This is a genomic window from Streptomyces sp. NPDC002698, assembly GCF_042888945.1.
GTDB lineage: Bacteria > Actinomycetota > Actinomycetes > Streptomycetales > Streptomycetaceae > Streptomyces.
The window spans coordinates 36436-50910 of sequence record NZ_JBIAQM010000046.1 but is presented as its reverse complement, the minus strand read 5'-3'; the positions used below and the strand labels follow the sequence as shown (position 1 = coordinate 50910).

Annotated in this window: 11 protein-coding genes and 1 pseudogene; 7 read left to right on the top strand and 5 right to left on the bottom strand. The window is 71.5% G+C overall.

From position 1 onward, the window contains the following. Positions 1–61 precede the first annotated feature (61 nt). The 3 genes and pseudogenes from ACFYW9_RS36800 to ACFYW9_RS36790 all read left to right on the top strand — a co-directional run. Positions 62–901, top strand: a pseudogene (locus ACFYW9_RS36800) (serine/threonine protein kinase); the annotation flags it as partial. 145 nt (positions 902–1046) lie between these two features. Then, on the top strand, positions 1047–2735 hold the full coding sequence (locus ACFYW9_RS36795; RefSeq protein ID WP_351871995.1) for a succinic semialdehyde dehydrogenase: 1689 nt from the start codon (positions 1047–1049) through the stop codon (positions 2733–2735). A gap of 83 nt (positions 2736–2818) precedes the next feature. Beyond that, positions 2819–4627, top strand: a complete 1809-nt coding sequence (locus ACFYW9_RS36790) for a GMC family oxidoreductase N-terminal domain-containing protein (protein WP_389159444.1) — start codon at positions 2819–2821, stop codon at positions 4625–4627. Positions 4628–4777: 150 nt separating this feature from the next. Here the strand turns inward: ACFYW9_RS36790 and ACFYW9_RS36785 are convergent, their stop codons facing one another. Together ACFYW9_RS36785 and ACFYW9_RS36780 are read right to left on the bottom strand one after the other, a co-directional pair. Continuing rightward, positions 4778–5644 carry an LAETG motif-containing sortase-dependent surface protein gene (locus ACFYW9_RS36785; RefSeq protein WP_389159443.1) on the bottom strand — a complete coding sequence of 289 codons (867 nt, stop codon included), beginning with the start codon at positions 5642–5644 and terminating at the stop codon, positions 4778–4780. Between the two features lie 880 nt (positions 5645–6524). Further along, on the bottom strand, positions 6525–6809 hold the full coding sequence (locus tag ACFYW9_RS36780) for a chorismate mutase (RefSeq protein WP_329301276.1): 285 nt from the start codon (positions 6807–6809) through the stop codon (positions 6525–6527). Positions 6810–7173: 364 nt separating this feature from the next. On the opposite strand from ACFYW9_RS36780, the gene guaA reads away from it, so the two are divergent. Then, a complete protein-coding gene (guaA, locus tag ACFYW9_RS36775; RefSeq protein ID WP_389159442.1) occupies positions 7174–8754 on the top strand; it encodes a glutamine-hydrolyzing GMP synthase in 1581 nt (526 codons plus the stop codon). Between the two features lie 31 nt (positions 8755–8785). Here guaA and ACFYW9_RS36770 read toward each other — a convergent pair whose 3' ends face one another. After that, complete coding sequence (locus ACFYW9_RS36770; RefSeq protein ID WP_389159441.1) at positions 8786–9256, bottom strand: pyridoxamine 5'-phosphate oxidase family protein; 471 nt, start codon at positions 9254–9256, stop codon at positions 8786–8788. 154 nt (positions 9257–9410) lie between these two features. On the opposite strand from ACFYW9_RS36770, the gene ACFYW9_RS36765 reads away from it, so the two are divergent. The 3 genes from ACFYW9_RS36765 (at position 9411) to ACFYW9_RS36755 (ending at position 12754) form a co-directional block, all read left to right on the top strand. Continuing rightward, a complete protein-coding gene (locus ACFYW9_RS36765) occupies positions 9411–10205 on the top strand; it encodes a class II aldolase/adducin family protein (protein ID WP_389159440.1) in 795 nt (264 codons plus the stop codon). Between the two features lie 280 nt (positions 10206–10485). Beyond that, positions 10486–11781: a hypothetical protein gene (locus tag ACFYW9_RS36760; RefSeq protein ID WP_389159446.1), complete on the top strand. Its 1296-nt coding sequence runs from the start codon at positions 10486–10488 to the stop codon at positions 11779–11781. A gap of 448 nt (positions 11782–12229) precedes the next feature. Then, complete coding sequence (locus ACFYW9_RS36755) at positions 12230–12754, top strand: DoxX family protein (protein WP_351868346.1); 525 nt, start codon at positions 12230–12232, stop codon at positions 12752–12754. Positions 12755–12808: 54 nt separating this feature from the next. Here the strand turns inward: ACFYW9_RS36755 and ACFYW9_RS36750 are convergent, their stop codons facing one another. Next, positions 12809–13021, bottom strand: a complete 213-nt coding sequence (locus tag ACFYW9_RS36750) for a hypothetical protein (RefSeq protein ID WP_389159439.1) — start codon at positions 13019–13021, stop codon at positions 12809–12811. Then, entirely contained in the window at positions 13008–14387 is a 1380-nt protein-coding gene (locus tag ACFYW9_RS36745; RefSeq protein WP_389159438.1) for a PspC domain-containing protein, read from the bottom strand. The genes ACFYW9_RS36750 and ACFYW9_RS36745 overlap by 14 nt, the downstream gene beginning before the upstream one ends. Between the last annotated feature and the right edge of the window lie 88 nt (positions 14388–14475).

The window sequence follows — 14475 nt, the reverse complement described above, 5'->3', positions numbered from 1 at the left end:
GCCCCCCCCGCCCCCCCCCCCCCCCCCCCCCCCCCCCCCCCCCGCCCCCCCCCCCCCCCCCCCGGCCCCCCCCCCCGCCGCGCCCCCCCCGCTCACGGAGGCGATCAACGGCCTGCTCGCCAAGGAACCGTCCCACCGCCCCGCGGCGGCCGAGGTCCGGCGCCTCCTGGAGGAGGCCGTACGGCCGCCCGCCCCCGCGCCGACACAGATCGTGCGGATCGAGGGCAGCACGGGCCCGGACGGAGACCCGGCGTCCGGCGGCGGGGGCATCCGTATCGGCCGCAAGGCCCTGGTCGGCCTCGTGGCGGCGGTCGCCGCCGTGGTCGTCGCGGCCGCGACGACGGCGTACGTGGTGATCGCGGACCCGTTCGCCGGTCCGCTGCCGGACGGCTGGAAGAAGCGGCACGTGGCCGACGTCGCCGCGACGCTGGCGGTGCCCGCGGAGTACCAGGAGGGGACACCGGACCGGGCGTCGGACAAGGGGCACTGGGTCACGTACACCGACTGGAGCGGGAGCATCTGGATCGGGCTGAGACTCGTCCTGAAGTCCGAGGACGCCAGCAAGGTGATCAAGGACTCCGCCAGGGCCGAGATGTACGCGGACGACGGTACGTTCAAGGCGAGCGGCGCCTACGACCTGAACATGCCGGCGGGGCCGCGGACGAAGCCGGACGCGAGGGCGACGTACCGGGGCCGGGAGTCCGCCGAGAACACGGTGACCTACAAGACCGACGACAGCCGGAGTCCCCGTCCCCGCGAAGTGAGGCTCTTCTACTTCAAGTCGAAGTCCGGGGACATGTACAAGCTCACGATCAGCTATCCGGGCGACGGGGACTTCACCGCGCGGGGCCGTGAGGTCGCCGACGCGGCGATCGCGAACCTGGACATCGACAAACCGTGAGAACCGATCCGCTGGTGATCGTCGGACCGACAACCCCCTGATCAGCGCATTTGCTGCCAGTGATCACTGGCAGTGTGTGAGCACTCGGTGAAAGGCCATTACCGACGGGTACCCAAAGGGGGCGCGTGGGCATACTCTGCGGCTCATGACGGACTCGCAGGCCGCGGAGCAGGCCACGGACAGCACCGGCGCCGATGAGACGGCCGGTACCGACACGACGGCCGGCGCGGCCGCCGTGACCGCCGCCCTCGGCACCAACCCCCTCGCCCCCGCCCCGGCCGGCGCGCGTACCGCCGCCGATGTCGTCACCCCCGAGCTCGTCGCGCAGCTCACCAAGGGCGTGACCGGTTCGGGGCGGACCGCCAACCACACGCCGTTCACCGGCGAGAAGCTCGCCGACGTGCCCGAGTCCACCCCCGAGGACGTCGAGAAGGCCTTCGAGCGGGCCCGTGCCGCACAGGGCGCGTGGGCGGCCACTCCGGTACGGCGGCGCGCCGCCGTCCTGCTCCGCTTCCACGACCTCGTGCTCGCCCGGCAGGCCGAGGTCCTGGACCTCATCCAGCTGGAGACCGGCAAGGCCCGGCTGCACGCCCACGAAGAGGTCCAGGCCGTCCTGGTCGCCGCGCGGCACTACGGCCTCAAGGCACCCTCCTATCTGCGCCCCAAGCGCCACGCGGGCGCGATGCCGACCCTCACCAAGGTCACCGAACTGCGTCACCCGCGCGGTGTCGTCGGGCAGATCGCGCCCTGGAACTACCCGCTGGAGCTGTCGGTCGGCGACGCGCTGCCGGCCTTCGTCGCGGGCAACGCGGTCGTCATGAAGCCCGACACCGAGACCTGCCTCACCGCCCTGTGGGCGCGTGACCTGCTCGTCGAGGCCGGGCTGCCCGCCGAGGTCTTCCAGGTCGTCATCGGTGACGGGCCGGTCGTCGGACCCGAGGTCGTCCGGCACGCCGACTACGTCTCCTTCACGGGGTCGACCCGGACCGGACGCGAGGTCGCGCAGGGCGCGGCCGCCCGTCTCGTCGGCGTCTCCCTCGAACTCGGCGGCAAGAACGCCATGGTGGTCCTGGAGGACGCCGACCTCGACAAGGCCGCCGCCGGCGCCGTCCGCGCCTGCTTCTCCTCCGCGGGCCAACTCTGCATCTCCATCGAGCGGTTGTACGTCCACGAGTCCATAGCCGACGCGTTCACGGAGCGGTTCGCCGCCCGGACCAGGGCCATACGGCTCGGCACGTCCCTCGCGTACGGGGCGGACATGGGCTCCCTGGTCGGGGAGCGGCAGTTGGAGACCGTGACGCGGCACGTCGAGGAAGCCGTCGCCAAGGGGGCCAGGGTCGTCGCGGGCGGTGTCGCCCGGCCCGACATCGGCCCGTACTTCTACGAGCCCACCATCCTCGACGGAGTCGAGGCCCCGATGGCCGTCTGCGCCGAGGAGACGTTCGGCCCCGTCGTCTCCCTCTACCGCTTCAAGACCGAGGACGAGGTCGTCGAGCGCGCCAACTCCACCTCGTACGGGCTCAATTCCTCCGTCTGGACGAAGGACGGCCGGCGCGGTCGCGCGATCGCGGCCCGGCTGCGGACCGGCACGGTGAACGTCAACGAGGGGTACGCGCCCGCGTACGGCAGCGTCCAGTCGCCCATGGGCGGCATGAAGGACTCCGGCCTCGGCCGCCGGCACGGCTCCGAGGGCATCCTCAAGTACACCGAGGCGCAGACCGTCGCCCACCAGAGACTGCTGCCGATGGCGCCGTCCCTGGGCATGGACGACGAGAAGTACGCGGCGTTCATGAGCCGGAGCCTGAAGCTGATGAAGGCGATCCGCCTGCGGTAGGGGCCGTCGCCCTTCGCGGGTCCTCGGCAACGGTCCCCGGTTCTCAAACAGTTCTCAAACGGTCTCGACGAGGAGAGCGGCACGTGTCACAGGAGAGCTCTGTCCAGGAACAGCCGGACGAGGGAGCGTACGACTACGACGTCGTCGTCGTCGGCTCCGGCTTCGGCGGCTCCGTCACCGCCCTGCGGCTGACGGAGAAGGGGTATCGCGTGGGTGTCCTCGAAGCCGGCCGGCGCTTCACCCGCGACACGCTCCCCAAGAACTCCTGGGACATCAGGAACTACCTCTGGGCCCCGCGGCTCGGCATGTACGGAATCCAGCGCATCCATCTGCTGGGCAATGTGATGGTGCTGGCGGGCGCGGGCGTGGGCGGCGGTTCGCTCAACTACGCCAACACCCTCTACGTACCGCCGAAGCCGTTCTTCGAGGACCCGCAGTGGAAGGACATCACCGACTGGGAGGAGGAGCTGAAGCCGTACTACGACCAGGCCCGGCGCATGCTGGGTGTGCGGCTCAACCCGACCATGACCCCGTCGGACGTCCATCTCAAGGCCGCGGCCGAGCGGATGGGGGTCGGCGACACCTTCCACATGGCGCCGGTCGGCGTCTTCTTCGGCGACGGACAGGACGCGGACGGCTCCGCCGGCGCGAAGCCCGGTGAGGAGGTCGCCGACCCGTACTTCGGTGGCGCCGGGCCCTCGCGCAAGGCCTGCACCGAATGCGGCGAGTGCATGACCGGCTGCCGCCACGGCGCCAAGAACACCCTCAACGAGAACTATCTCCACCTCGCCGAGAAGGCGGGTGCCGTCGTCCATCCCATGACGACCGTCGTGTCCGTCACCGACGACTCGCGGGGCGGTTACGCCGTCCGGACCCTCCCGACGGACAACCGACGCAAGGGCCGGGGGCGGACGTTCACCGCGCGCCGGGTCGTTCTCGCAGCCGGCACCTACGGCACCCAGACGCTGCTGCACCGCATGAAGGCCGGCGGCCAGCTCCCGTACCTGTCGAAGAGGCTGGGCGAGCTGACCCGCACCAACTCCGAGGCGCTGGTCGGCGCGCAGACCGACGACCGCCGCTACCGCAAGGCGCACGGGACACCCAGGGCCGACTTCACCCAGGGCGTGGCCATCACGTCCTCGATCCACCCGGACGAGAACACCCACATCGAACCCGTGCGCTACGGCAAGGGCTCCAACGCCATGGGCGGCATGTCCATCCTCCAGGTCCCCTACGCCGAGGGCTCGTCGAGGGTGGCCGGGTGGCTCGTCAACGCGGCCCGGCATCCGCTGCTGACGCTCCGGTCGCTCTCCAACCGCCGCTGGTCCGAACACACCATCATCGGGCTGGTGATGCAGTCGCTCGACAACTCCCTGACGACGTATCTCAAGCCCAAGGGCGCGGGCAAGGGTCTGCTGACGGCACGTCAGGGACACGGTGCCCCCAACCCCAAGCAGATCGAGGCCGCTTCGCGCGCCGCCTCCGTCCTCGCCGAGGAGATCAACGGCTTCCCGGGCAGCAACGTCGGCGAGCTGATGGGCACCCCGCTGACCGCCCACTTCCTCGGCGGCTGTCCGATCGGCGCCGGTGCCGAGGAGGGCGTCATCGACCCCTACCACCGGCTCTACGGCCACCCCGGCATCTCCGTGGTCGACGGCGCCGCCGTCTCCGCGAACCTCGGCGTCAACCCGTCGCTCACCATCACCGCGCAGGCCGAGCGGGCCATGTCGTTCTGGCCCAACAAGGGCGAGGCCGATCCGCGTCCGGCGCCGGGGGCCTCGTACGAGCGTCTCAAGGCGGTGGAGCCGGGGCGTCCCGTCGTTCCCGCGGACGCGTTCGGCGCGCTGCGGCTGCCGTTCCTGGGCATGCCGACCATGCCGCCGAAGCCTTAGGCGCAGGCGTAGTTCGGGACCCGGCCCCCTGGAGCCGGGGCCCGGCCGCCGGCCCGTACAGCGAGAAGAAGGACCTGCGCCCCCCTCCGAGCGCAGGTCCTTCTCTTCGTACGTGACCGACGACCGCGTCAGTCGTGCCGTGCCGTGGTGTTACGCGCTCGCGCCGGACTTGCGGCGACGGACGACGACCAGCGCACCGGCGCCGGCGACGACGGCGATACCGCCGGCGAGGCCGATCATCGGCAGCGCGGAGCTGGAGCCCGTCTCGGCGAGGCTGCCGTCGACCGAAGGCGTGTTGCTCTTGTCGGCGGGCTTGTCCGAGACCGGAACCTTGCCACCCTCCGTCGGCTTGGTGCCGTCGGTGTCCGTGCCGGCCGCGACGATCTGGAACTTGTACGCGACCTCGCCGAAGCCGGTGCACTCCGCGTCGGCGTCGCCGTAGATGCTCGCGCCCAGCGAGAAGCCGGCGCCGACCGGGGCGCTGGACTTCACGTTGATGCGCAGCGGGATGTCGACCTCGTAGTCGGGCTTGAGCTCGTCGGTGTAACCGACGAAGCCGACGGCGTACCCCTCGGAGTCGACGTCCTCCCAGACCTTGTCGTCCGGGTTGTACGCCTGGAGCTGGACCTGCTTGCTCTTGAACATGTCCTCGCCGTTCTTGTCGGGCGACGCGCCCGCGAAGAAGCCGAGGTCACTCAGGGTGGAGTCGGAGTTGTTCAGGACGTCCAGGGAGAACTTGTGCCATCCGCTGCCCGCCGCGATCTTGCCGGGCAGGCCGTTGATGGAGACCTGGACCTTGGAGTCCGAGCACTCGGAGGGCTCGGGCTCGGGGGACTCCGACTCGGACTCCGAGGCGGAGGCGCTCGGCGCGGGCGCCGACTCCGACGTGGAGGCGCTCGGCGCGGGCGCCGACTCCGAAGCGGAGGAGGAGGCGGACGCGGAGGCCGACGCCGTGTCGGTCGGCTCGGCCGACTCGCTCTGGCTCGGCTCGGCCGACTCGGTTGCTGACTCGGACACGCTCGCACTCGGGGACGGGCTTTCTTCCGCGAACGCGGCCGGCGCGACCGACAGCAACGCGAGCGGTGCTATGACAGCCGTCGCGGCCGCAGTGGCCATGGCACGGCGAAGCTTCATGAAGACCTCGGTGATCCTGTGCGCCGTGAACTCGCGGCGCGAATATGGAGTTTGTGGATGGTCTTCCGCGTGTGGACACGGATGTGACCGTTGGTTCTGCAGGTGAGACCGGCCGGGTCCGGGAATGGTTGTCCTGTACCTCACGAAATTCTTATGTGGTATGGGTCACATCGACGTGCGGCTCGCGCCCGTCCGTTCGAGACGCCTGGAGGGGGAACCGTCCGGCCGGGCGCGCGGGGTGACGGGGCGGCAGGCAGGTTTCCCGCACCGACGTCTCCGTGTCCCGGCGTCCGCGCTGCGTCCGTGCTCCGGGCACGGCGAAGGGCCCCGCGGACACGTGTCCGCGGGGCCCTTCGTCACGGCAGCACCGGCGTCGGGGCGGCACCGGTGCCTCGGAGCGGCGTCGGGGGTCGCGCCGCCGGTCGACGGGAGTGGCCGCCGGTCCGTGCCGCGGCGCTCGAGGGCGCGCACGTGACGACGGCCTGAACAGGTTCCGTCGGGCGGCCCCGGGCGTCCCCGGGGCCGACCGTTCTCTTGAGTGACCGGGCTGCTGTCCCCTGCCGTCCGGTCACACGACCTGGAGCGAGGTCCCACGACGCACGGCACGATCCGTACGTCTCATCGCTCCAGTGAAGCCACGCGTGGTTCTTTCGGGCCCGCCCCTGGCTGACACGGACACCAGAAGAAACGAAGTCCGCGGCGCCCCGGATACGCGCCGTACGGGTGAGAGGGAATGCGTACGTGCGTACGCCGGGTGCGGGTCTCAGATCCGGCCGCGGCACAGTTCGAGCAGGGTCATGGCCAGCGAGGTGCCGGGCTTGCCGAGCGCGTCCCGGTAGTGGCCGAGGATCTCCATCTCGCGGGAGAGGTTCACCCGGCGGCCGCCGGACGTGATCCGGGCCTCCTGGATCACGGCCGATACGGCCATCCGCTCCTGCACGAGACCGATGATCCGGTCGTCCAGGGCGTCGATGCGCTCACGGGCACCGGTGATCACGTCGGCGGCCTCGTCGGTGCGGGCGCCGGTCTTGTCGAGTACGTCGGCCATGGTGGGGCTCCTCGGTGGAAGGGGTGCCCCGGAGCGGCAGGGCCCGGAAACGGCAGACGCCCCGGGCCTTGTCGGCCCGGGGCGCCTGGGAAGTCGCTTGTCAGTTGCTCAAGCAGCACGACCATGGCAGCCGGTGGGCCGGTTGCCATAGGTAAACAGGAAGGTCGTGTGCGTGAGCATGACGGCAGTATGCACGCCCGCGGCGGCGCCGGCCAAGACGGTTCGGATGGTGAGACCCGGCGTCCGGAACCCCGCGGGTGCCGGGCCCGCCGCTGCCCCCGGAACCCCGCGGGCGCCGGGCCCACCGCGGCCCCCGGTAGAATCGGCCGTACACACCCTTTTGCTCACCGCCGGAAGGCAGACCGTGCCAGAAGCGTCCCCCGCCGCCCCCGACACCGTCCTGGTCGTCGACTTCGGTGCGCAGTACGCCCAGCTCATCGCCCGTCGCGTCCGTGAGGCCCGGGTCTACAGCGAGATCGTGCCGAGCACCATGCCGGTCCAGGAGATGCTCGCCAAGAACCCGGCCGCGATCATCCTCTCCGGCGGTCCCTCGTCGGTCTACGCGGAGGGCGCCCCGCGCCTGGACCGCGAGCTCTTCGAGGCGGGCGTCCCCGTCTTCGGCATGTGCTACGGCTTCCAGCTCATGGCCACGACCCTCGGCGGCACGGTCGACAACACCGGCGCCCGCGAGTACGGCCGCACGCCGCTGCACGTCTCGAAGTCCGGCTCCACGCTGTTCGAGGGCACCCCGGACGAGCAGCCGGTGTGGATGTCGCACGGCGACGCCTGCTCCGCCGCCCCCGAGGGCTTCACCGTCACGGCCTCCACGGACGTCGTCCCGGTCGCCGCCTTCGAGAACGACGAGAAGAAGCTCTACGGCGTCCAGTACCACCCCGAGGTCATGCACTCCACGCACGGCCAGCAGGTCCTGGAGCACTTCCTGTACCGCGGCGCGGGTCTCACCCCGTCCTGGACGACCGGCAACGTCATCGACGAGCAGGTCGCCCTGATCCGCGAGCAGGTCGGCACCAAGCGCGCGATCTGCGGTCTGTCCGGCGGAGTGGACTCGGCGGTCGCCGCGGCCCTCGTCCAGAAGGCCATCGGCTCCCAGCTCACCTGTGTGTACGTCGACCACGGTCTGATGCGCCAGGGCGAGACCGAGCAGGTCGAGAAGGACTTCGTCGCCGCGACCGGCGTGCAGCTCAAGGTCGTGGACGCCGAGGAGCGCTTCCTCACCGCGCTCAAGGGCGTCTCGGACCCCGAGGAGAAGCGGAAGATCATCGGGCGCGAGTTCATCCGCGTCTTCGAGCAGGCCCAGGTGGAGATCATCGCCGAGGCCGCCGAGGGCGAGGACGTCGCGTTCCTGGTCCAGGGCACGCTCTACCCGGACGTGGTCGAGTCCGGCGGCGGCACCGGCACCGCGAACATCAAGTCCCACCACAACGTGGGCGGCCTCCCCGAGGACCTGGAGTTCCAGCTCGTCGAGCCGCTGCGCAAGCTGTTCAAGGACGAGGTCCGGATGGTCGGCCAGGAGCTCGGCCTGCCGGAGGAGATCGTCCAGCGCCAGCCGTTCCCCGGCCCCGGCCTCGGCATCCGGATCGTCGGCGAGGTGACCAAGGAGCGTCTGGACCTGCTCCGCGCCGCCGACGCCATCGCCCGCGAGGAGCTGACCGCCGCCGGTCTCGACCGCGAGATCTGGCAGTGCCCGGTCGTCCTGCTCGCCGACGTGCGCAGCGTGGGCGTCCAGGGCGACGGCCGCACCTACGGCCACCCGATCGTGCTGCGTCCGGTGTCCAGCGAGGACGCCATGACGGCCGACTGGTCGCGGCTGCCGTACGACGTCCTGGCGAAGATCTCGACCCGGATCACGAACGAGGTCGCGGACGTCAACCGCGTCGTGCTCGACGTGACGAGCAAGCCCCCGGGCACCATCGAGTGGGAGTAGTCCTCCCGCGGGCGGGAGCGGCGCTCCCGCTTCAGGTCCGCTTGAGCGTGCGCACCGGCGCGCCGGGCTTCCAGACCTGGACGACCAGATACGTGTCGTCCTCGACATAGGTCCGTGTGACCTCCCTCAGCTCGGTGCGGAAGAGGTGGAACGGCTCCGGCGGTTCCACCTCTTTCACGTACGCGGCCTTGGCGGGGACGCCGTCGCCCACCTCGACCGCCCGCCCGCTGATCCGTACGTCGCCGCCGCCCATGTCGGTACCCGCCCCGGGGTTGGCCTGGAGCGCGAAGCGCGGGTCGCGGCGCAGGTCGAGTGCCTTGAGGGAGTCCGGCATCATGCCGAGCCACAGCTCGCCGTCCAGGAAGCGCACCTCGATGCCGGAGGTGCGGGGCGAGCCGTCCTTGCGGAGGGTCGCGAGGACGTGGTGGGTGAAGGCGCCGAAGCGCTGTTCGACGGTGCCGGCGAGGTCCGGTTCGGCGGTGGAGAGTGCTGCCCAGTTCATGCGGCGAGTCTGCCGCGTATACCCGACGTCTCCTGTCGGGTATTGCCTGTGTCCCCCGGCGTTCCACATTTTTCTCTCACGGAACACCCCTGTTCTCCTGCGCTGACCCCGGGTAACTTCCGCTCGTACCGAACACGCCAGTGCTGGAGGACATATGCACGGGCCCACTCCGCCGCTGCCCCGCCCCACCGACCAGCTCCGCTTCGCCATGCCGCCGATGCACGAGTCGACGGACGACGAACGGCGGCACCGCAAGGAGCGGCTGGCCGGCGCGCTGCGGCTGTTCGGACGGCTCGGCTTCGAGGACGGCGTCTCGGGACACATCACGGCACGCGACCCGGAGTACAGCGACTGCTTCTGGGTCAATCCGTTCGGCATGCCGTTCAAGCACGTCACCGTCGGCGACCTGGTCATGGTCAACGGGGAGGGCCAGGTGATCGAGGGCCGCTACCACGTGAACCAGGCCGCGTTCACCGTGCACTCCCGGGTCCACGCGGCCCGCCCCGACGTCGTCGCCGTCGCCCACTGCCACTCCGTGCACGGCCGTGCCCTCGCCGCCCTCGGTGACCTGCTCGACCCGATCACCCAGGAGAGCTGCGCCTTCTACGAGGACCACGCACTGTACGACGCCTACACCGGGGTCAATGTCGACGCCGAGGAGGGCCGCAGGATCGCGTCCGCGCTGGGCAGCCGCAAGGCGCTGGTGCTGCGCAACCACGGGCTGCTGACCGTCGGGGACTCGGTGGACGCGGCGGCCTGGTGGTTCCTGTCCATGGAGCGGTCGAGCCAGGTCCAGCTCACCGCGAAGGCCGCGGGCCGGCCCCTCCTCATCGACCACAAGCAGGCGGTCGCCACCCGCGAACAGCTCGGCGGCGACCTGGTGGCGTGGATCAACTACCAGCCGCTGTGGCAGGACATCAGCCGCAGCGAGCCCGATCTGCTCAGCTAGGGCCTGTCCGCGACGGCGCGTCGTCCGCCGCCGGGTCAACAAGGGGTAACTTGCTTCACCCGCGCCGAATCGACCTGACGCGTGCGCGAGGTGCCGAGTACGGCACAATTCGCTTTCGTCACAGGAGAGTTGTCGGGTGGGGGCGCGGCAGCCGGGCATTCGTGACATACCGGCTGTACGGAGTTTTTTCTGGCGCGGGAAGGCGGCAGTGAGCGTGGCGGTGCAGGAGGCGAGACACGGTGCGGGGCACGGTGCCGGGCCGGGGTCGGGATCGGGCACCGTGTGGAGCGGCGGCCCCGGTGGCGGTCCGGGTGCGGAGCAGGGCGGGGGACCGGGCGGGCACGAGGGCGGCTGCACGTGCGGGGACTGCCCGCACGGGGCGCGTGCGGGGCACCGGCGGGCCGTCGCCGCGTTCCTCGCCAAGCGCGACGCGCTGGCGGCCGGGCAGGGGCTGCCCGCCGGGGTCGCGCACTCCGCCTCGGCGTCCCGGCAGTGGGTGTCCGACGAACTGACCCAGTCCGCGGACCTCGTCGCCGAGCGAGGCCGCCTGGAGGGCGAGGCGTGGCTGGGCCGCCTGTGGCGGTACACCGCGTCCACCGTCTGGGCCGCCGTCGTCGTCCTCCTGCTCGTGCAGGCGCTCACCGCGATCGGGGCCGGCTGGACGGCGGCGCGGACGGCGGGGCTGCTCGCCGCGGTCGTGCTGGCCGGACTCCTGACCGGGGCGGCCTGGCTGCACCGGACGCGGGGCGGGGTTCTCGCGCCGGTCATCGGCGAGGACAACCGGCTCTCCACCTCCCGCGCGGTGGCCACCGGCTGGGTGATGCTCGTGGTGTACGCGGTGCTCGTGCTGGTGGGGCAGCTCGCGGCGGCCTCCGGGCACGGCCGCCGGGACGAACTCATCGCCGGGCTCGAACTCGCGCGGGCCGCCGGTGTCGTGACCGTCGTCGCGGTGGTCTGCGGGGTCGCCGTGCTGGTGCGGCGGGTGGTCGGGCTGCGGGTGCTGGGGCAGCGGCTGCAGAAGGTCCGCGCGGACCGGCCGCGGGCTGCGGACCTGCTGACCGACGACTCCGGGCGGGGCGGCTTCGCGGACATCCAGTACGTCGTGATCAGCGGGGTCGCTCTCGTCTTCGCGGCGGTGCGGCTGGCTCGGCGGCCGTCGCAGCTGCCCGATCTGCCGTGGGGGCTGGCCCTGCTGGTGCTGGTGTCGGCCGCGACCTATCTCGCCGGGAAGTACGCCGAGGGCGGGCGGCCGGTGATCCTCTCCGTGGTCCGGTCCCGTGAGGCGGGCGATCTGGACGCGCCCATCCGCACCGGGGACGACATCGAGATCCGGGGTGCCGGGTTCGTGCCGCCCGGGGCGCAGACCGCGGACCGGCTGTCACGGATGGTCGTGCGGATCGGGGCGGTGCATGTGCATGTGCCGTTGGTGCCGGTGTCCGGGGGGTTCAGCAATCCCACGGACGCCGTGCTGACGGTGCCTGTGCCGGTGGATGTGGAACCGGGGCGGGTGGAGGTGCAGGTGGTCACCGCGGCGGGGGTCGAGACGAACCGGTACGAGATCGATGTGACGGACTGATCCGGCGGTATCGGTGCGTTCGCGGGTGCGGGTGCGTTGTGGGTCGGGGCCGTGCCGGTGCATCAGCCCGTCGCCGTTGGGTGAGGGGTGGGCGTCGGTGGCGACGGGCATCGATGTACCGGCACGTCCCCTTCCGCCGGATCCCGGCTGCGGGTGCGTCCGTCCAGAACGATTCAGTCCCGGCGGGGCAGCAGTTTCAGCCCCGGCCGGGAAAATCCAGCCCCTCCGGCGTTTGAGGAGCGGGGTCTGGGGCGGAGCCCCGGGTTTGGGTCGGGTAGGGGCGGAGGGGGCGAAAGAAGGGTTTTGGGTGGCCGGGAGAGGTGGGGCGAGCGGGGCGTTCCGAGAGGTGGGGCCCGGAAAAGGTTCCGTCGGATGAGTCGGGGAACCGATTCGTACGTATGGTCTGTTGAGTGGCCAACGGCACGCGGGTGAGAGGTGGCGGAGAGCGATGACTCACGGTATGCGGACGGATACTCACACCCGGTATCCGGGGGAGCGGCAGGACTGGCGGGAGACCGCGACGCGCTACGCCCTGTTGCCACTGCGGATCTTCCTGGGCGTCACCTTCATCTACGCGGGCCTCGACAAACTGACGGACAGCGCCTTCATGAAGGCCTCCGGATCGGGCTCGATCGGCGACATGATGCGCACGGTGCGTGACTCCTCCGCCATACCGGCCCTCGTCGACCTGTCCCTGAAGAACCCCGTCGGCTTCGGCTACGCCATCGCGTTCGGTGAGCTGGCCGTCGGGATCGGCATCCTGATCGGCCTGTTCGCCCGCGTCGCCGCGCTCGGTGGCGCCCTGATCTCGCTCAGCCTGTGGCTGACGGTGAGCTGGGCCTCCGACCCGTACTACTACGGCAACGACCTCCCGTACCTGTTCTGCTGGACGCCGTTGGTGCTGGCCGGGGCGTCCTACTGGTCGGTGGATGCCGTGATCAAACGCCGCCGTCAGCAACGGACCGGCTACTGAGCCCGACGGGGCCGACCGGCGGGCCCACACGAACCGTGTGGGCCGAGCGGGAGTTCAGGTGCGGCTCCGGGCGGCACGGCGTCTGCGGACGGCGTGGTTCACGGACGCCACGGCGCCCGCCAGGCAGAGGCCGACGACAACGACGGGGATGATGGCGAACCACTCGGTCTCCCACCAGCCGCCCGCGTCTCCGGCGTAGGAGATGCCCCCGGCGGTGAGGAAGAGGCCCACCACCAGCTTTCCGGGCTGGAACTCATGACGTGGCACGGGCCACCTCCGCCTGACCGACTCCGACCTGGAGGTCGAGGTCGAAGGTGCCGCCGTCCTTGCCGCCCGTCGCCGGCGGCAGGGTCACCTGCTTGTGCTTGCCCGGTTCCACGTCCACGTCCTTCTTGTCGTCACCCGGCAGCTGGATGTCTCCGACGCCCACCTCGACGGTCAGCCGCACGGTCGCGTCCTTGGGGACGATCACCTTCAGCCGGCCCGCGCCCACCTCGGCGTTCGTCTTCACGGTCTGCCCCTTGGCGAGGTCGACGCCGCTGAGGTCGAGGGTGCCCACTCCCGTGCCCAGGTCGTAGCCCGGCCGTACGTCGGCCGCGGTCGCCGGGGTCCAGTACGTCCGCACCCAGTGCGTGTCGATGTCCTTCGGCAGGGCCGAGGAGGCCGCGAGGAGCCCGGCTGTGATCACCGCCAGGAAGACCGTTCCCGCGCCTGTGCGACCGCGGAACGAGCTCACGGCGATCCCCAGGCCGAACACGATGAGCGCGGCGGCCAGTCCGGCCTGGAGGCTGGTGCCGAGTGCCCGGTCGTGCCAGTTCAGGCTGGTGGTGAGGCCGCCCGCGAGGAGCGCGAGCAGGAAGACGCGGCCGCCTATCGGGCGGGGACCGCGCTGTCCGCGCTCGCGGTCCGTCCGCGGGACGGCGCGGGAGGTGCCGCGGGCGATGTCGAGCGCGGCCGCGACATCGCGGTCCAGGGTCTCCAGGGGACCCCACATGTAGCCGGTGCCGCCGACGTGCGAACCGTCCTTGACGATCGGTTCGCGCCACCAGGAGGGATAGGAGTCGGGGACGGGCGGGGCCTTCGCCTCCGGCGGGGCGTCGGCGGCGGCCTGCGCGGCCAGGGGGTCCGGGTCGGCGGCGCCGCGGTTCCGCGACCAGTAGCCCGCGCCCGCCAGCAGCAGGGACAGGACGACGGCGAACGTCAGCACGCCGCCGTTCTTGAGCATGGACAGGAACACTCCGCAGCCGACCAGCGCGAAGAGCACGGCGGTCAGGGCGGGGCCGTCGACCCGGCCGGTGAGCAGCTTGCGGACCTCGTTCTCCTCCTCGTCGTCGTACGGGACGAAGAGCCAGGCGAAGCCGTAGAAGATGAGGCCGATGCCGCCGGTCGCGGCGAGCACCGCCAGCACGATGCGGAAGATCACCGGGTCCATGTCGCACTGCCGGCCGAGCCCGGCGCACACCCCGCCGAGCATCTTCTGCCGGCGGTCGCGCCGGAACCTGCGCGGCACCTCGGAGGAGGCGTCGGCGGCGGCGCCCGCCGGCCGTGCCGCCGCTTCCCCGTGAGCACGCGGCTCGTCACCCGGAGCGGCGCCGGGCTCCGGCCCCGCCGCCGCGTGCTGCTGATCTGTCATGCGTCCATGGTGACGGGCGGGACGGCGCGGCGGCAGTCGGGATGACCCTGGCCGAACCCTGATATCCGCCCGGAGAGGAGGGCGGGGA